Annotated in this window: 13 protein-coding genes; 5 read left to right on the top strand and 8 right to left on the bottom strand. The window is 60.4% G+C overall.

Annotated features, from left to right (window positions below; translation table 11 throughout):
- Positions 1-287: 287 nt before the first annotated feature.
- On the bottom strand, positions 288-641 hold the full coding sequence (locus RIFP1SYM_RS08855) for a hypothetical protein (RefSeq protein WP_006475378.1): 354 nt from the start codon (positions 639-641) through the stop codon (positions 288-290).
- Positions 642-1028: 387 nt separating this feature from the next.
- Between RIFP1SYM_RS08855 and RIFP1SYM_RS08850 the strand changes: the two genes are divergently transcribed.
- The 5 genes from RIFP1SYM_RS08850 to hybE are packed head-to-tail and all read left to right on the top strand — an operon-like array spanning position 1029 to position 6455.
- Positions 1029-3797, top strand: coding sequence for a molybdopterin-dependent oxidoreductase (locus tag RIFP1SYM_RS08850; protein WP_005962073.1), 2769 nt, complete (start codon positions 1029-1031; stop codon positions 3795-3797).
- A 15-nt stretch (positions 3798-3812) separates the two neighbouring features.
- Positions 3813-4427: a 4Fe-4S dicluster domain-containing protein gene (locus RIFP1SYM_RS08845; protein WP_005962071.1), complete on the top strand. Its 615-nt coding sequence runs from the start codon at positions 3813-3815 to the stop codon at positions 4425-4427.
- Between the two features lies 1 nt (position 4428).
- Entirely contained in the window at positions 4429-5388 is a 960-nt protein-coding gene (gene nrfD / locus RIFP1SYM_RS08840; protein ID WP_005962069.1) for an NrfD/PsrC family molybdoenzyme membrane anchor subunit, read from the top strand.
- Between the two features lie 4 nt (positions 5389-5392).
- Positions 5393-5914: a TorD/DmsD family molecular chaperone gene (locus RIFP1SYM_RS08835; RefSeq protein WP_240991701.1), complete on the top strand. Its 522-nt coding sequence runs from the start codon at positions 5393-5395 to the stop codon at positions 5912-5914.
- The gene (hybE, locus tag RIFP1SYM_RS08830; protein ID WP_005962065.1) at positions 5907-6455 is read left to right on the top strand and encodes a [NiFe]-hydrogenase assembly chaperone HybE; all 549 of its coding nucleotides are present in this window, start codon (positions 5907-5909) and stop codon (positions 6453-6455) included. The genes RIFP1SYM_RS08835 and hybE overlap by 8 nt, the downstream gene beginning before the upstream one ends.
- Positions 6456-6734: 279 nt before the next feature.
- Here the strand turns inward: hybE and RIFP1SYM_RS08825 are convergent, their stop codons facing one another.
- The 7 genes from RIFP1SYM_RS08825 to RIFP1SYM_RS08795 all read right to left on the bottom strand — a co-directional run.
- Entirely contained in the window at positions 6735-7730 is a 996-nt protein-coding gene (locus RIFP1SYM_RS08825) for a malate dehydrogenase (RefSeq protein WP_005962063.1), read from the bottom strand.
- A gap of 113 nt (positions 7731-7843) precedes the next feature.
- On the bottom strand, positions 7844-9238 hold the full coding sequence (pntB, locus tag RIFP1SYM_RS08820; protein ID WP_039960128.1) for a Re/Si-specific NAD(P)(+) transhydrogenase subunit beta: 1395 nt from the start codon (positions 9236-9238) through the stop codon (positions 7844-7846).
- Between the two features lie 12 nt (positions 9239-9250).
- Positions 9251-10813 (bottom strand): Re/Si-specific NAD(P)(+) transhydrogenase subunit alpha, encoded by a 1563-nt coding sequence (locus RIFP1SYM_RS08815; RefSeq protein ID WP_039960133.1) that lies wholly within the window; start codon positions 10811-10813, stop codon positions 9251-9253.
- 12 nt (positions 10814-10825) lie between these two features.
- On the bottom strand, positions 10826-12745 hold the full coding sequence (locus RIFP1SYM_RS08810) for an aconitate hydratase (RefSeq protein ID WP_005962057.1): 1920 nt from the start codon (positions 12743-12745) through the stop codon (positions 10826-10828).
- A gap of 577 nt (positions 12746-13322) precedes the next feature.
- Positions 13323-15554, bottom strand: coding sequence for an NADP-dependent isocitrate dehydrogenase (locus RIFP1SYM_RS08805; RefSeq protein WP_005962055.1), 2232 nt, complete (start codon positions 15552-15554; stop codon positions 13323-13325).
- Positions 15555-15596: 42 nt separating this feature from the next.
- Positions 15597-18314: a CoA-binding protein gene (locus RIFP1SYM_RS08800; protein WP_005962054.1), complete on the bottom strand. Its 2718-nt coding sequence runs from the start codon at positions 18312-18314 to the stop codon at positions 15597-15599.
- Between the two features lie 79 nt (positions 18315-18393).
- The coding region (locus RIFP1SYM_RS08795) for an ATP citrate lyase citrate-binding domain-containing protein (protein ID WP_039960127.1) at positions 18394-19039 on the bottom strand (646 nt) is incomplete at its 5' end.

Genomic DNA, 19039 nt, shown 5'->3' with positions numbered 1-19039 from the left:
CTATCTGTGGGGCGCGCTACCTGATGCTCTACCAGGTGATCCCATGAGGGATTGAACTGGTCGTGTGGTGCAGCAGGGTATGCGGCTATTGAGCTCGCTGTAGATGAAGCCATGTGGCGGTGGGTCAATCCAGACAACCGACGCTACTACCAGGCCGATCTAGTGCAGGATCCGCTTGGTGACTGGGGGGTGGTCGGAGCTTCTCTAGCTTGGCCTGCAACTGTTGCAATCTCTTGCATGCAACACAGTTTTCGGCCGCCGGCTGGTGCTGTCTGATGCGATCCAGCTCAGATTAGCAGAAAGAAGCTGATCGCCGCTGCAGTCACCAGGCTGAGGGTGGTCAGCGGCGTCACCAGCATAAAACCGGTGCCGAGCATCAGGTAGGTGGTTTCCACCACCAGAATCCCTATTGCAAGCCCCAGTGCCCGAGGTGCACTGATCCAGTGGCTGATACTGGCAAACGAGATCAATGCCAGGCCGAGCAGGGCGGCGCCCATCATGCCGGCAAAGGCATGGTTGAGCGGTTCGGTACTGAACAGTCCGGCCACCTCCTGCGGGGCAACAATCAGTATTACACCCCAGATTCCGAGCATGGTGATGGTCAATCCGTGTGCCATTTTTTTGAAGGGTTGGGAAGCCATTTCGATTGTCCGGGTTGAGAGTGGAGCGCCCATCATAGCGTTTCGTTTTGCCGCTTCCAGCGAGCATGCTGGTTTTTTCCTCTGTTTGGCATAAAAAAACAACCATTCCACCCTGGATAGGGATAATAGGAAACTTCTACCTATATAGGGGTAAACCACTATCTATATCTGGAAAACATTATGATCTGAATCAATGAGTCCTCGGTTATCGATGGACATGGAAACAGTGTGGAAATAAAAATCCTCAGTATGTGGTGCGTTAAGAGGGCCCTGAAGGCGTCTGCTCGAGCAGGTCCATCCAGAGATACCTAAAGATAACGAATAACAGCACTGCTCTCTCCCGGTAGCTTCATCGCCGGAGTATCAAACGCTGACGGAGTACTGAATATGGGTTGGAAGATCCCACGCCTTTCGCGGCGTTCATTTCTCAAAGCGAGCGCCGGTGGCGCGGGTGTCGGGTTGCTTTCTCCAGTCGCCGGGTTGGTGAGCCAGGCCGCCAGTGAGGACGGTGAAGTCGAGACCGAGATCACCCACAGCATCTGCAACTTCTGCTCTTCGCTCTGCAACCTCAAGGTGAAGACCGAGAAGCGTGGTGCCAGCAAACGTATCGTCAAGCTGGCCGGCAATCCCGATTCGACCCTCAATCGGGGCAAAATCTGCGCCCGCGGTCAGTCGGGGCTGCGCCAGATCTACGATACCGACCGCATCAAGACGCCGTTGATCCGGGTTGAGGGGAGCAAGCGGGGTGAGTACAAGTTTCGCGCCGCCAGCTGGGAAGAGGCCTGGGACTACATCGCGCAGAAGAAGACCAATGCGGATATCAAAAACTGGGAGTGGACCATGGTGGGGGGCTGGACCTCCTGCGTCTTCTATATGAACTGGGCGGTACCATTCGCCATGGCCAACGGCATCCCCAATATCATCGCATCACCGATGCAGCACTGCGTCACCACCGGTCACCTGGGCACCGACTCGGTCACCGGCAACTTCAACATCCACGACGAGATCCTGCCCGACTTCGATAACGCTCGTTACATCCTGTTCGTGGCGAATAATGCCTCGATCGGTGCCGTTTCCACCTGTCGTATGGTGCGTTTCGCCCAGGGCCGCAAAAACGGCGCCAAGGTGGTGGCGCTCGATCCGCGCCGCTCAGAGACTGCTGCCAAGGCGGATGAGTGGATCGCGATTCGCCCCGGCACCGATCTGCCCTTCCTGCTGGCGATGATGCGGGTGATGATGGAGGAGGGCTACTACGATGCGCCTTTCCTTAAGCGTCACACTAATATGCCGTTCCTGCTCTATCGGGACGATGCCGGAGAGTGGCAGCCGCTGGTGGATGATGAAGGTCGGCCGCAGGTGGTGATGGAGGGTACCCGCGAGCTGCGTACGCTGAAGAAGTTCAGCAACGACAACCGCACCGATATCGAGGGGCGGACCTTCTGCCCTGACCTCAAGGCCCCGGAAGGCCTGCAGGTGGACGGTAAGGCGGTACAGACCGTGTTTCAGGCCCAGCTGGAGGAGTTGCACGAGTACACCCCGGAGTGGGCCGCTGTCTCCACCGGCATCAAAGCCGAGACCATCGAGCGTATCGCCCGGGAGTTCGGCACCAGCCGACCCGCCATCATCGATCCTGGTTGGCACGGTGCCCGCTTTGGCAACATCATGATGCTGCGTCGGGTGCAGGCGATGATTCAGGCCCTGACCGGTGGCATCGACACCATCGGCGGTTGGATCCAGGCCGCCGAGTATCGCCACAAGGCCAAGGAGATGTTCAAGGCCTACGATGCGGGCCATGAGATCGCCGCGCCGATGGCCAATCTGGCTGGCATGCACTTCGCCAAGATGGTGATCGGCGCGGTCTCCAAGGGGGAAAACTTCTCCCACGGCAAGCCAGGCTGGACCTGGGCCTGGGCCGCGCAACAGAAGGAGGCGGGGGAGCAGAGCATCGCGCTGCCGGTGATGACCGACACCGGTTTCCGTGAGTCGATAGAGGGCAAGGTCAACTTCAACGGTGAGCCCTACCTGACTCGTGCCACCATCATCAACGCCGCCAACCCGGTGCGCCACTACTACCCCGATACCTACTGGAAGGAGTGTCTAAGCCACGAGAATATGGAGCTGGTGGTGGTGATCGACGTGCTGCCCTCGGATACCGCTGCCTATGCCGATGTGATCCTGCCCAATACGACTTATCTGGAGCGAGATGAGCCGGCGGTCTACGGAAACGGGGTTAACCAGGATCTGGCGCTGACCACTCGTTATGCGGCGATCGACCCACTCTACGACACCGAAGAGACCCCGGACATGCTCTATAAGCTGACCGAGATCATCTCCGGCGAGACCGAGAGTTTCCTTGACTGGATTGAGACCCTCACCGGGCTGTCCAAGCTGCCGGTAAAGGCGCACTGGGAGGAGACCAGGCAGATCCACAAAAAGGGGAGCTTTCTCGCCGCCTGTCGTCGTGTCGCCTTTGAGCAGGCAGCGAAGAAGATCCACAAGTCGGCGGCGGAGTTGGATCACACCCTGCGCACTAGGGGGGTCTACCATGAGGAGGACAAGGTGCGTCTAATCGAGCACGCGGGCATGCCGCGCAAGATGCCGGTGCCCACTGACTCGGGTCGTATCGAGTTCTTCTCCGGTCTCATGTACTCACTGCGTTCCGCCGGGCGAACAGAACCCAACTTCAGCCCGCTGGCCACCAATGTGCCGATCAGCTGTCGCACCGGTCGCAACATGCACGAGCCGCTGGCGGAGGATGAGTTCTACTTCACCTACGGTAAGACGCCGACCGTCTCACACGGCTCCACCAACAGCAACAATCCGGTACTGGCGGCGATCAACCGCTTCAAGAACGATATCTACAAACACGTCTGGATCCACCCGGAACGAGCCGAGGCGCTCGGCATCGGCCAGGGCGAGCGCATCATCCTGAGCAACAGCCTGAGTGGTCAGCGCGCCGAGGGCAATGCCTACCTGACCCGGCTGATCCGGCCTGACACGCTCTTCATCTACTCCTCATTTGGCGTGGAGAACCCGGCGTTGACCCAGATCCAGGGTGAGGGCACCGCCACCAATAAGCTGATCCCCTACCAGGTGGAACCGGTGGTGGCGGGCTTCAAGTCCCAGGAATTCACCCTGCGTGTGCAGAAGGCGTAACGGAGGCTAACAACAATGACTCACTATGCAATGGTCATAGACCTGAATACCTGCGTCGGCTGCAACGCCTGCATGGCCGCCTGTGCCATCGAGAACCAGACAGCGGTTTGGAAAGATGAATGGCGCACCCATGTGCACGACACTGAGATCGGCAGCGGTTCCGACGTGCATCGCCGCTTCTTTCCGCGGCTCTGCAACCACTGTGACAATCCGCCCTGCATGAGCGTCTGTCCCACTGGTGCTACCTACAAGATGGATAACGGCATCGTTATGGTGGACGAGGATCTCTGCATGGGTTGTCGTGCCTGCGCCATGGCCTGCCCCTATGACGCCCGCCGCGCCGTCACCTACGACGATGTGGAGAAGGGCAAAGCGTTCTACGGCGAAGCCTATCGCCGTGAACGGCCCAGTGTCGACAAGTGCACCTTCTGCGAACATCGGGTCAAGGAGGGGCTGCAACCGGCCTGCGTGGAGACCTGTGTCGGCTCGGCACGCATGTTTGGCGATCTCGACAACCCGGAGGATCCGGTCACCCAGATGGTCGCCAGCGGCGTAGCTCGACCACTGATGCCACACCTGGGCACCCGGCCCAACGTCTACTACATCGACGATATGAAGAGGAGGGGTTGAGATGGACGCCACCATGAACTTCTACACCCAGGATATCTGGACCTGGTGGATTGCCATCTACCTCTACTTTGGCGGACTTGGTGCGGCCACCCTGGCGGTGACCTTCCTCACCGACATGTACCTCAAGGCGCACCGCGACCTGGTACTCTGGGGTGCCTTTTCCGGCATTGTGCTGTTGAGTCTGGGCTCCCTGATGCTGTTCATCCATCTGCTCGACTACAGGGCAGTGATCTATGTGCTCAACCCGATGATCCTCTTCACCAAACCGGATGCATGGATCGCCTGGGGCACCCAGTTTATCGTCTGGATGATGTTCTGGGGAGTGATCTACGCGCTGCCCTATATGTATCTGACGCCGTTGTTCGACAAGATGCCGGTAGTCGGCAAGTTGCTCGATTTGGCGCTGGTGAAGAAGATCGCCGAGCTGTCGAGCCGCTTCCGCAAGGTGGTGGGCTGGATGGCCACCATCAACGGTGTCGGCGTGGCGGTCTATACTGGCCTGCTACTGCAATCCTTCCCGGCGGTAGCGCTCTGGCACAACCCCGGTGTGCCGCTGCTGTTTACCGTGTCGGCCTTCTCCACCGCGATGGCCTTCTTGCTGCTGATCATGTACACCATCATCAAGCGTGAGGAGGACGAGCATATCCGCCACTTCTACGAGCGGGTCGATCTGATCCTGATCAGCGCCGAACTGGTGATCCTGTTCTCCTTCTACCACTACATGTCGTCTGGCAACGAGTCGGCGATGCACTCGGCGCGGCTGCTGTGGAACGACTTGGGTTGGTTGATCGGCTTCATCGGCTTCGGCCTGATCGTGCCCTTCTTTCTGGAGCTGCGTGGGGTGCTCAAGGGGTGGGCCAGCCATCTGCCGATCATCACTGCCTCGGTGCTGGTGCTGATCGGCGGTTATCTGCTGCGCCACTACTTCATGTATGCAGGTGTCTATGCCTATCCCTGGTGATGAAATGAGACGATCGGGCGAGCAGCTGCGGCTCTTGGCCGGGCTGCTCTCCATGCCCGACCAGGATGCGCGGGAGATCATCCAGGGCCTGGCCGAACAGCACCCCTGGCTCGCAGAAGCGGCGGAGGAGCTGGGTAGCACCCCGCTAGAGCAGTGGCAGGGCGAATACACCCGGCTGTTTATCAGTGGTTTCCCCAAGACCGCCTGTCCCCCCTACGAATCGGCCTACCGCAGCGGCACCATGCAGGGGCCGACGGTGGCGAAGCTGGAGCGGCTCTACGCGCAGCTGGGGATGCGCTCCAGTGAGATGCCCGCCGACTACCTGGGGGTGATGCTGGAGTGCGCGGCGCTGCTGGAGGATGGGCAGCAACGACCGGAGTTGCGACAGCGTCTCTGGGACGAGCACCTCAGCCGCTGGCTGGCCGATTTCGCGAACGATCTGAGCCAGCAGAGCGAGCTGGCGCTCTATCGGGCACTGGGCCTGCAACTGCTCGGATTGAGCGCGGATAGGGCTGGTCATGAGTGACCCAGGTTGGCTGCTGTCCGGTGTGCAGTTGGAGGAAACGCCGTTTCTGCAGGCGGTGATCGATGCCCATCAGACGATCTACCAGGAACACTTCGCCGATGAGCTGATGCTCAACCACCAGCTTGGCATCCAGCTGCGTGCCTACCGCGAGCTAGACGATTGGCGGTTGCTGCTGATCCTCACCCCCTGGATGCTGTCGCGGCTGATCTTTCCGCGCTCTGATCCCGGCATTCCGATCCCGGCGGATTGGCAGCAGCAACAGCTGGAGGAGACGGAGTACCAGTTGCTGGGTCCGGCAGTCGAACTGGCGATGCTTGGACAGAACCAGCGCGCCCACCTCAACTACCATCCACAACTCGGCCACTATCTGCTGCAGCCCATCGCCCTCAACATGCTGCAGTACGACTCCGCCGAGGCGGTGTTCGAGGCGTGGAACGAGGTGATCACCACCCGTGACCAGAACATGAAAAAGCTGCAGCGCGACTGCCCCTGGCAGAAAGAGCTCTCACGGCGTGAGTTCTTTGGCCGGCTGTCGCGCTAGCTGCGCCGGTTTAGGCGCTCTTCCGAACAGGCGAGGTTGAGTGCTGCGCCCCTCTCTGGCGTCGACTCAGCTGAGGGACGCCGCCTTTCTGTTGCTACTGCCTCCAGGTGCTGCTGTTTCTGAGAAGGCTGTCGGCAACGATGGCCTTGGCCCCGTCAGGTCCGAGGAGATTGGTGAGCGTTGCAAAAGAGATGGGCGAGCAACACCAGCAGATTTTGCATGGCGGGGTACTAGTAGGGAAGGTTGCCTTCGGAAACAAGACCGGCTAAGTGTTCATATTCAGACGATAATCTGCAATTCGCCATGGACGGTGCGACGCTCCTCCTGGAGCTCGGCCAGTGATCGATCCATCATCTGGCGGGAGAAGGGGTCGATGTCGAGACCTTTCACCACCTCCCATTTGCCCTGCTCGCAAATGCAGGGCATGCCGAAGACCAGACCCTCAGGGATGCCGTAAGAGCCATCGGAGACGACGCCCATGGTCACCCAACGGCCTGAGGAGCCCAGCGCCCAGTCGCGTGTGTGGGCGATGATGGCGTTGGCGGCCGAAGCGGCGGAGGAGAGTCCGCGCGCCTTGATGACGGCGGCCCCCCGCTGGCCGACCTTCGGAATGAACTCGTTTCTGTACCACGCTTCGTCGATCCGCTTGGATGCTTCCCGGCCGGCGACGCTAGCGAAACGGATGTCGGGATACATGGATGGAGAGTGGTTGCCCCAGACTACCATCTGCTCTACGGAGTCCACCGGCTCGCCGACCTTGCTGGCGAGCATGGAGATGGCTCGGTGGTGATCCAGGCGCATCATCGAGCTGAAGTTTTCCCGCGGCAGGCTCCTTGCCGTGTTCATGACGATCAGGGCGTTGGTGTTTGCGGGATTGCCGACGATGGTCACATGGATGTCGCGGGACGCCGCCTCCTCCAGCGCTCTGCCTTGCTCGATGAAGATCTTGGCGTTTTTCAGCAGTAGATCCTTGCGCTCCATGCCGGGGCCACGCGGCAGGGCACCGACCAGTAGGGCATGGTCGGCGTCCTTGAAAGCGGTTTTGGGATTATCGGTACCGATAATATCTGCCAGCAACGGGAAAGCGCAGTCCTCCAATTCCATCATGACGCCCTTGAGGGCCTGCTGGGCGCGTTCGTGCGGCACTTCCAGTAATTGCAGGATGACGGGCTGGTCCTTGCCCAGCATCTCGCCGGCGGCGATGCGGAACAGCAGTGCGTAACCGATCTGGCCTGCGGCACCGGTAAGGGCGACTCGAACGGGGGCTTTTGCCATCAGGATCTCCTTGCAGAACAGGATGAATGATCAAGGGATCGCATCCCGAATTTCCGAACTGATATCGTCACGGGGGAATGCTCACGAATTCCCCCGCGACTGACATCTGCCGTTTAGATATTGGCCAGAATGGCCTCTACACTTGCTTTTGCATCGCCGAACAACATGCGCGTGTTGTCCTTGAAGAACAGAGGATTCTGTACCCCGGCGTAGCCCGTGGCCATGCTGCGCTTCATAACAACGGTCGTGCCCGCTTTCCAGACTTCCAGTACCGGCATGCCGGCGATGGGGCTGCTCGGATCATCCTGCGCACTGGGATTGACGATGTCGTTGGCGCCTATGACCAGTACCGCATCTGTATCGGGCAGATCGTCGTTGATCTCATCCATCTCTAGGACGATGTCGTAGGGCACTTTTGCCTCGGCCAACAGGACATTCATATGGCCTGGCATACGCCCCGCCACCGGGTGGATAGCAAAACGCACATTGACACCCTTGGCCCGCAGCTTCTTGGTAATCTCACAGACAGCGTGCTGGGCCTGGGCCACAGCCATGCCATACCCCGGCACCACGACGACACTCTTCGCGTTTTTGAGCATTTCCGCTGTTTCGTCTGCCAGGACGGGCACTACCTCTCCCTGATGCACTTCGCCGCTGGTGGCAGCCGTCCCTTCTGCCGCACCGAAACCGCCGGCGATGACGCTGAGGAATTGCCGGTTCATGGCGCGGCACATGATGTAGGAGAGGATGGCGCCGCTGGAGCCTACCAGTGCGCCAGTGACGATTAGCAGGTCGTTGGACAGCATGAAGCCAGTAGCCGCTGCCGCCCAGCCCGAATAGCTGTTGAGCATCGAGATCACCACCGGCATGTCCGCTCCACCGATGGCCATCACCATATGGACCCCGAAGGCAAAGGCGATGAGGGTCATGATCACCAGGGGGATAGTGCCGGCCGCGGCGGTTTCCGCCCCCACGAATTCGACACCCAGCCAGACGCAGAGCAGTCCCAGACCCAGGTTGAGCCAGTGGCGGGCCGGCAGATACAGTGGCTTGCTGGTGATTTTCGCGCTCAATTTGCCAAAGGCGATAACGGAACCTGTGAAGGTCACCGCACCAATGAGCACCCCGAGAAAGATCTCCACATCATGGATGGTCCGCTCGACCCCGGTATAGTGGAGGGTGGGGTCCAGGTAGCTGGCGAATCCCACCAGCACCGCTGCCAGACCGACGAAACTGTGCAGGATGGCGACCAGTTCCGGCATGGCAGTCATCTGTACCCGTGCCGCCACGATGATGCCGATGACGGCACCGATGCTCATGCAGACCGCCAGGACGCCGTAACTTGTGACCTGGGCGCCCGCGATGGTGGCAGTCAGTGCGATCAGCATGCCGATGATGCCGTAGATATTGCCGCGGCGGGCGGTCTCCTGGTTGCTCAAACCACTCAGGGCTAGGATGAACAGGATGCTTGCGGCCAGATAGGCCGTTGTTAAAACGCCTTCAGTCATTTCCAAACCCCTTTATTTGCGGAACATCTGCAGCATCCGTTGGGATACGAAGAACCCACCGAACACGTTGATGGTCGCGATGAGAATGGCAACCGCGCCCAATATCCATACCAGTGCATCCGAACTGGATACCTGCACCAGGGCGCCAATGACGATGATGCCGCTGATGGCGTTGGTCACGCTCATGAGAGGTGTATGCAGGGCTGGAGTCACATTCCAGATCACCATGTAGCCCACGAAGCAGGCCAGCACGAAGACGGTAAAGTGGCTCAGGAAAGCCGCGGGCGCTACTTGGCCCAGTCCCGCCAGCAGTAGGCCGCCGACGGCAAGACCGATGGCGCCGCCCAGGCTGCTCTTCTTCTCTTCCTCCTTCTCCACCGGAGGCGCGGCAGCGGCCGTTGCCGGCTTGGCCGGGGCAGCAGAGACCTGGATCGGCGGGGGCGGCCAGGTGATCTCACCCTCCTTGATCACGGTGGTGCCGCGGATCACGTCGTCATCCATATCCACCACGATCTCACCATCCTTCCCCGGGGTCAGATCGGTCAGCAAGTGACGCAGATTGGTGCCATAGAGCTGGCTGGACTGAGCGGCCAAACGGCTGGGCAGATCGGTGTACCCGATAATGGTGACGCCGTGTTTCACTGTCACTTTGCCCGGTTCGGTCAGGGCGCAGTTACCGCCTTGCTCGGCGGCCAGATCCACGATCACGCTGCCGTCGTGCATCGATTCCACCATGCCAGCGGTGATCAGTTCGGGGGCCGGTTTACCGGGAATCAGGGCAGTGGTGATGATGATGTCCACATCCATCGCCTGCTCGGCGAACAGCTTCATCTCCGCCTCGATGAACTCCTTGCTCATGGTCTTGGCGTAACCGGTGCCCGGGGAACCATCCTCCTCCTCTTCGAAGTCCAGCATCAGGAACTCGGCGCCCATGCTTTCCACCTGCTCTTTAACCTCGGGGCGGGTGTCGAAGGCGCGCACGATGGCGCCCATGGAGCCAGCCGCGCCGATGGCGGCTAGACCGGCCACGCCGGCACCGATGACCAAAACCTTGGCCGGTGGTACCTTGCCTGCGGCAGTGATCTGGCCGGTGAAGAAGCGTCCGAAGTTGTTGGCGGCCTCCACCACGGCGCGGTAGCCGGCGATGTTGGCCATAGAGCTCAGGGCGTCCAGCTTCTGGGCGCGGGAGATGCGGGGCACGCTGTCCATGGCCAGCACCGTCGCCTTGCGCGCCTTCAGCTTTTCCATCAGTTCCGGGTTCTGTGCCGGCCAGATGAAGCTGATGAGGGTGGCACCCTCGCGCAACAGTTCAGTTTCGTCCCGGCAGGCTTGGTGGTCGATCTCCGGGGCGCGCACCTTGAGCACGATGTCAGATTCGCCCCACAGGGTCTTGGTGTCCTCCACGATTTCGACACCCGCCTCACGGTAGGCATCGTCGCTGAAGTTCGCTTCAGCTCCGGCGCCCGCTTCGATAGCCACCGAGAAGCCCAGTTTCCGGAGCCGTTCGGCAGTTTCGGGGGTGGCGGCAACCCGCTGCTCCCCTTCGTGGCACTCTTTTGGGATACCAATCTTCATGGCCATGATTGCTTATCCTTTATAGGTCATTTTGAATAGGGGCAGCGCGCCGCCGGCCTTTAGGGGGCCCACGTCACCGGGCTCGAAGGCCGGATTCAGCGGGATCCGCTCGCCGTTGACCTCCAAGAAGAGATCCCCTTCCAGGTCGGAGACGTCGATGGAGACGGTGTCGCCCTGCTTGATCTTGTCGTAGTCCGCCTCGTTGGCAAAGGTCAGGGGCACAATGCCGAAGTTGACCAGGTTGGCCACGTGGATGCGGGCGAATTGGGAGACCACCACGGCGCGTACGCCCAGCCAGCGGGGGCAGAGCGCCGCATGCTCGCGGGAACTGCCCTGGCCGTAGTTCTCGCCGCCGACGATGATGCCGTGACCGCCGGCGTCGCGGTGTTCACAGGCACGGGTGGAGAAGCTCGGGTCCACCTGATTGAAGGTGGCCTGCATGGCGTACTCCTTGACGTTGGAGCGCAGCGGAAGGAAGGTGCCGGCGGGCTGGATGTCGTCGGTGCTGATATTGTCGCCGAGTTTCAGCAGAACCTCGCCTTTTAGGGTGTCGGGCAGGGGGTCGAAGTCCGGCAGAGCCATGATGTTGGGGCCGCGGATGACTTCCACCTTCTCCGCCTCCGCTGGGGGCAGGGGCATGATGAAGGAGTCGGTGTCGAGGATTGCCGGCGACTGTTTGAACTCCACATTTCCCTGGGGCACGGTAATCTCACCGGCGAGGGCGCTGGCCGCCGCCACCAGTGGGCTGACCAGATGGACCTCGGCGTCGGCGGTGCCGGAACGCTTGGGGAAGTTGCGGTTGAAGGTGCGCAGGGAGATGCCCTTGCTCACCGGGGAGCCGCCCTGACCGATACAGGCGCCGCAGCCGTTCTCCTGGATGCGGACGCCGGAGGCGTACAAGGAGGTCAGGTAACCGGACTCGGCCAACTGCATGGCCACGGCACGGGAGCCGGGATAGAGCAGGGTGTCCACGGTGACGCGCTTGCCCTTCAGCAACTCGGCGAAGGAGGCGATGTTCTCGTAGGAGCTGTTGGTGCAGCTGCCTACGGAGACCTGGTTGATCTTGGTGCCGGCGCGGTCCGCCACCTTCTCCACGTTGCCGGGAGAGGGGTAGATGGCGATCAACGGCTCCAGGGCGGAGAGGTCGATGTCGATGACGCGCTCGTACTCGGCGCCCTCGTCGGCCGCCAGGGGCTGGTAGTCTTGACCGCGTCCGCGGCTCTCCAGGAATTCCTGGGTGCGTTCGTCGCTGGGGAAGATGGAGGTGGTGGCGCCCATCTCGGCGCCCATATTGGTGATGGTGGCGCGCTCGGTGAGGGAGAGGCTGGCTACGCCCGGACCTGCATATTCGAAGATGACGCCCTTGCCGCCCTTGACGCCGTTGATCTCCAACATCTTCAGGATAACGTCCATAGCCATCGCGCCTGGCTTCAGAGCGCCGGTCAGATTGACTTTGACCACCTTTGGCATGGGCATGCTGTACTCGCCGGTGGCCATGGCCAGGGCCACGTCGTAACCACCGGCGCCCATGAAAATGGCACCGCAGCCGCCGGCGTTCACGGTGTGGCTGTCCGCGCCCACGCCGGTCATTCCAGGCTTGACGAAGTTCTCCATATTGAGAAAGTGGCAGATGCCGGTACCCGCTGGGGAGTAGACGATACCCAGCTTCTGGGCCACCGTCTTAAGATATTCGTGGTCGTCCGGATTACGAAACCCGACCTGCAACATGCTGTGGTCGACGAAGTTGACGGAGAGCGGCTTGACCCGTTTGACGCCCATTGCCTCCAGTTGCAGCATGCACATGGTGCCGGTGGCGTCCTGTGTGAAGGCCTCGTCCACCCTGATCTTGATGACACTGCCGGGCGCTGGCAGCTCATTCTCATCCACCAAGTGGTCGAGCAGGATTTTCTCCGTCAAATTCAAAGGCTTCATTTTGCTCCTCCTTTGGAGTGCTTAAATTTGGTTTACGTCAATTATTGTCTGATTCAGCGCCAATAAATTTTGATTCCGATAAATCCCAGCGAGGGGATCCTAGGCGCTTGCCGGATTATGGGTGACCCGGCTGCAAAAGCAGGAGAGCGGTCCAGATCCCTTCGCTTCGTTCTTCCCCGTTGCTTATGATGCGCCCCCGTCGAGGTCGCCGCACGGTCCAAATCCGCTCCAGGTGGATTTGTCGTTGCGTAGGACCCTCTATGCGCCCCAAATCAGCGAAATGGTGGCCGCGACACGGCGTGCGCCAGCCGGGTGTGGGAGTCGGACGCCACGCCCCGGTTCCACAGTGCTCCAACGCGGCCACCAAGCGCCCGGACGCAGGGCGGCCGGGGCGCTTGGCTTTTTCGAGTTCGTCGTTGGTCACGGATGCCGCACGTTCGTAAAAGCGCTTGCCGTTTGTCTCCAGTTCGTATCCTGTATTGCTGGTCGGTTGAATCGTCCACTATTCGCCTTCTTCGAGCCTTGAATACGAAACCCTGTCCGGCGCAATCTTGGCTGATTGATTTTTCCAGCTGCCTTAACCAAGAGCATCCAGTGCTGCATTGAAGCTGGCACTGGGCCGCATGGCGTTTAGCATCTTTTCCGCATCTGGGCGAAAGTAACCGCCCATGTCGACAGGCTGCCCCTGGGCTGCATTCAGCTCTTCGATGATCTTTGCTTCATTGTTTCCAAGCTGCTGCGCCAGTGTGGCAAAACGCGCCTGAAGCTCTGTGTCCTCGGTCTGCTCGGCCAGCGCCTGCGCCCAGTAGAGGGTGAGGTAGAAGTGGCTTCCCCGGTTGTCTAGTTCATTCACCTTGCGGGACGGTGACTTGTTGTTGTCGAGGAACTCGCCGGTCGCCTTGTCCAGCGTATCCGCCAGGATTTGGGCCTTCTTATTGCCGGATACGGTGCTCAGATGTTCCAGGGATGCTGCCAGCGCCAGGAATTCGCCCAGGGAATCCCATCTGAGATGCCCCTCTTGTTGGAACTGTTGGACATGCTTGGGCGCTGAGCCGCCAGCTCCCGTCTCAAACAGTCCACCACCGTTCATCAGCGGTACGATGGAGAGCATCTTAGCGCTGGTGCCGACTTCGAGAATCGGATAGAGATCGGTGTTGTAGTCACGCAGCACGTTGCCGGTTACGGAGATGGTGTTTTCTCCCGCCCGCATGCGTTCAATGGAGAGTTTCGCCGCCTCGTAGACGCCCATGATGCGGATATCCAGCCCCTCGGTATCGTGGTCTTTCAGGTATTTTTCAACCTTTTTCTTGAGTTCCGCAGTGTGGGCGCGGTCATCGTCGAGCCAGAAGATCGCCGGCCAACCGGTCGCTCGTGCGCGGGTCACCGCCAGTTTCACCCAGTCCTGAATCGGGGCGTCTTTGACCATCACCATGCGCCAGATATCGCCTTCCTCGACTGCCTGCTCGTGGATGGTTTGACCCTTGCTGTCAACGACACGAATAATTCCGTCGCCAGGGGCCTCGAAGGTGGTGGGGTGTGACCCATACTCCTCCGCCTTCTTTGCCATCAGACCCACATTGGGAACCGTGCCCATGGTGGCCGGGTCCAGTGCGCCGTTGGCGATGCAGTTCTCGATGGTGGCCTGGTAGAGCGGGGCGTAGCTGTGGTCCGGGATCACGAACTTGGTGTCGTGCTGCTTGCCGTCTGGACCCCACATCTGGCCTGAGGCGCGAATCGCGGCGGGCATCGAGGCGTCGATGATTATATCGCTGGGTACATGTAGGTTGGTGATGCCTTTGTCGGAGTTGACCATGGCGATGGCTGGACGCTCGGCATAGAGCGCCTCGATGTCGGCCTCGATCTCGGCCTTTTTGTCCGCCGGCAGGCCTTCGATCTTGGCGTAGAGGTCGCCGACGCCATTGTTGAAGTCGACCCCCAGCTCGGTGATGGTATCGGCGTGTTTCTCGATCACATCCTTGTAGAAGACCTTGACGCAGTGGCCAAAGATGATCGGGTCAGAGACCTTCATCATGGTCGCCTTCATGTGCAGTGAGAACAATATCTCCTTCTGTTTGGCGTCTTCCACCTGCTCGGCGAGGAACTGGGTTAGCGCCTTTTTGCTCATGAAGGTGGCATCGACCACCTCACCCGCCTCCAGGGGGACGCTCTCCTTCAGTACAGAGGTGCTGCCATCGTTGTCGATAAACTCAATCCGGGCATCGGTTGCCTCGGCCATGGTCACGGATTGCTCGTTGGCACAGAAATCCCCGCTGCTCATGGTTGCAACATGCGATTTTGAGTCCGGGCTCCATGCACCCATGGAGTGCGGGTTCTTCTTCGCATAATTTTTTACCGCGGTCGGCGCCCGGCGGTCGGAGTTTCCTTCTCTCAAAACCGGGTTGACGGCACTCCCCAACACCTTGGCGTAGCGGGCCTTGATTGCCTTCTCGGCGTCGTCTTTCGGCTCGTCGGGATAGTTTGGCAGGTCATAGCCCTGTGACTGCAACTCCGCGATTGCGGCCTTCAGCTGTGGGATCGAGGCGCTGATATTCGGCAGCTTGATGATATTGGCCTCTGGCCTCTTCGCCAGCTCACCCAACTCGGCTAGGTCATCGGATTGCCTCTGGCTGTCGCTCAGATGGTCGGGAAAATTCGCGATAATTCTGCCCGCGAGAGAGATATCCCGTGTTTCGACGGTGATGCCGGACACCTCCGTGAATGCCTTGACGATAGGGAGAAAGGAGCCAGTCGCCAGCGCGGGCGCTTCATCGGTCTTTGTCCAAACAATCTTTGATGCTTTTGGTGTCATGCTTTTTTCTCAGTAGTCAGAACGGTGCCAGCAAATTCTTCGCTAGGAAACATAGGAACAGCGGGATGCCGGTGTCCGCGTATCCATATTTCGGCCGCGGTTGGTATGGTCATCGATCTCCGCGGCGGAGCCGATCATGCGGCCAAACAGGAACGTGGTGAAGGCGGCAGATTCCATGGTCGCGTCGCTGATCTCTCCATCCGCGTAAGGCCGCCACAGCATCTTCAGTAGAATCACCGCGATCACGGCGTCCACGTTGACGCAGTAGACGTTACGGCTGACGCCGGTCTTGAACAGGGCTTCGACCAGTTCATGGTAGAACTCGTGGAAGACGTTGTAGCTGCCGCGCTGCTTGAACAAGTCGTTGACGAACACCTCGCGGGGATCGTAGTTGACCTCCTTGTTCTTGAACACCGGGTGGTTCACGCAGGGGATCTTGGCGTAGGAGAGGTTGCCTTCCGCCTTGGCCTTGGTCTTATACGCCTTGTATGCCTTGGCGTAATCCGTGGCCATGCCGGCCAGCTCTAGGCCGTGGCCTTCGTCGCCGGGGTCACTCAGACCAGAGTCGCGGAAGCGGTCCAGTAGGAAGGCGATGGCCTCAAAGCCGTTGCCGCCGTGGGCGAAACCGGTATGGGTGAGGAAACCGATATAGCCTTTGTTGACCTGCACCCGTTCCGGGGCCTCGGGACCGTCGGCGCTGACCGCGCCCTTGGCGCCCTGGGCAGAGATGGTGCCGGGGCCGTTGGAGATGATCAGCCCTAGCAGCACGGAGAAGGCGTACAGCGCCTCTGCATTCGGGCGATTGCCCAGCAGCGCCAGGTGGGCGGTCTCGGTGAAGCTCCAGCCGCTCATTAGGTCGCTGTCGGCGACGCTATAGAAGCTGCCTTCACGCTGCTGAGCGCCGCCGGCGGCGGAGCCGATCAGGGTGCTGAAGATGCGGAAGTGCCAAGGCATGGTGCTGATAGTGGTGGCGGAGAGACGCTTGCGCATCAGCGGCTTCCAGGCCAGATGCACGGTAATAGCGGCCAGGACCACCTGTCCACGAACATGTCCGCCGGCCTTTTCGGCGAGGGCCTTCAAGAAATCGATAAAGATCGACTTGGCGCCCCGTGCCTCGATGGCGGCCAGCATGGCGGTTCCGCGTTCACAGGCGTTGTCGGAGACGAAGATCGACGGGTCAGCGGCTTCCAGCTGCTCAGAGATATCGGCGCTGGTGTCGGTCGGATCTTCGATGCCTGCTTTCTTGAACAGCTCCATCATGGTGGTGGCAGCGTTGCGGGAGGCCTCCACCTCCTTTGGGCCCACCATGGCGACGGCGGTCGCTAGCGCGGTGTTGGGGCTGTTGCCCGCCTCACGGGAGGCGTCCGTAGCCGCCAGGCCGATGCTGCCCGCCTGGTTGACGAAGGCGTTCAGGGCGACGTTGGCCAGGGCTGTGCCATTCTCATCCGGGTACTCGCGGATCAGGCTCTGCACCAGGTTCTCTTCGAAACTGTGGGTGGAGGCGTCCAGCACGCTGGTGCCATGGACTCTGGTCACCTGGGTCTTGGGGTCCATCATGGAAGCGCCAGAGGCGTCCTTCATGGTCTGACGCGGAAAGACGATGCCCACTTGCTCGCTGAGGCCGGCGATCTGCTCGTTGTAGGGGGCCATCGCCTCTACCACCGGCGGATTCAGGTGATCCGGCAGGTCGATTCCCTGAGTGTTGCTGAACCAGCACTTGAGGGAGAGGTCGCCCACGGGTTCGAAGTCAGGTTTGGCGCCTCGCTTCTCCATCACGGCGGTCATGGCGGCCGGGATGTGGGCAATGTTGACCACGACTGCGCCTTTCTCGGAGCAGACGGGGTTGTCCGGGGTGAAGATGGCGTCGACGCCGAACTTCTCCATGAACCACTCTTCCTTGGCGACGGCATTGTCACCGGAACCGGCGATGGCGCCGGCGTGACCGCAGGCCTTGGTCAGTTTTGCCTTCCAGCGGCCCACCACGCACGCGATCACCGGCTTCTCGAATTCGAGATCACGCTCATAGTAGCCGCCTGGTTCGACATACATCACCGCGGCTTTGGAGCGGTCATCGTTGTGGAATGCGTAGGTCCACTCCTGCGCGGAGTAGTGGATGTAGAGATCCTTGCCGGAGGAGAAGGAGACTGTGCTGCCCCAACCGGCGGTAGCCAGGTAGACCGCAATGGTGGTGGTGAAGTTACCGGAGTTGGAGTAGATGGCCACGGAGCCGGGGAGCAGAGACTCCTCCGGGGCGCTGCCGCCCAAGGCGCCGCCGATGCGGATATGGTTGTGGGCGTCGGCCAGGCCAAGACAGTTGGCGCCGAAGATATCGATGCCGTGCATCTGGCCGATGGCGCGGATGACGCGGGCGTCACGTACCGGCACCTTCTCGGTGAGGATGACGATCTTTTTCAGATTGGGGTTGACCCGCACCGCCTCGATCACCCCGTCACGCACGCCAGACGGCGGTAGATAGACCACCGCCACATTGAATTCACAGCCGTCGTCAACGGCCTCGGCCACGTTGTCGTAGACCGGGATTTCACCGATGGCGGTCTTCATCTTGGAGCCGGAGCGCCCGGGGGCGGTTCCACAGACGATATTGCCGCCGGAGTAGATGTGGCTCACAGGGGTTACGGTACGGCTCTCACCACCGGTGATGTTGAGGACACAGACCCGGTCATCTTTGGTGGCCAGTTCCGACAGAGAGTTGATGCCCACGTAGTAGTGGGGAAAGGCGGCTACACCTTGCGGATGCATGATTTTGGTTCCCTCGTTATTACACGGCCTTTTGTACCGGCCATGTCCGGAAATGCTTTGTGAATATCTTGAACGGCTCTCAGGAGATACCCAGTTTTTTGGCGATGGTGTCGCGGCCGCCCTGTGTCATCCAATCGTTGGCCGCCTGGGCGAAGTTGACCACCTCACTCATGGCGGAGTCGAAGCCGAACATCTGGTAAGGAATGCCCAAGGCATCCAGGGTATCCTGCATATAGCCCATGCCGCGGATTACGTTGGGGCCGCCCCTTCCCACCACCACGTAGAGCGGGGTCGGGCCATGAGCGTTGAAATGGTCCCGCAACGCATCCGCCATGGCGCGGAAGGTCTCATAGATATCGGTATTGTTGGCCTTGCCGCCGATGATGAAGAGCACGTTGGACTGCTTCAGCCAATATTTGTAAACGATACGGCTGATGTCGTGCATCTTGGCGTAGGGCGGGTTACCGCCGAAGTCGGAGGAGATGGTGGCCGCGTCTCCCAGCAGTTCGGTCACCAGGGCGTTGGCCCCGCCGCCGAAGGTCATGGCGGTTATGCTGCCCGCTTCATTGACGACGAACACGTCGGACTGGCCCTGGTAGGTGCGCAGCGAGTTCACCTCCTGCTCGAAACTGGAGTAGCTGGAGGTATCCAGATCATCTGGCAGCCCCAGACGATCGACGTTGGGATCATCGTCGTCGAAGGAACCCTTGAAGTCGCAGGCCACC

This window comes from endosymbiont of Riftia pachyptila (vent Ph05), from assembly GCF_000224455.1.
Lineage (GTDB): Bacteria > Pseudomonadota > Gammaproteobacteria > Chromatiales > Chromatiaceae > Endoriftia > Endoriftia persephonae.
The sequence above is the reverse complement of the archived record's forward strand: the minus strand, read 5'-3'. Positions and strand labels throughout refer to the sequence as shown.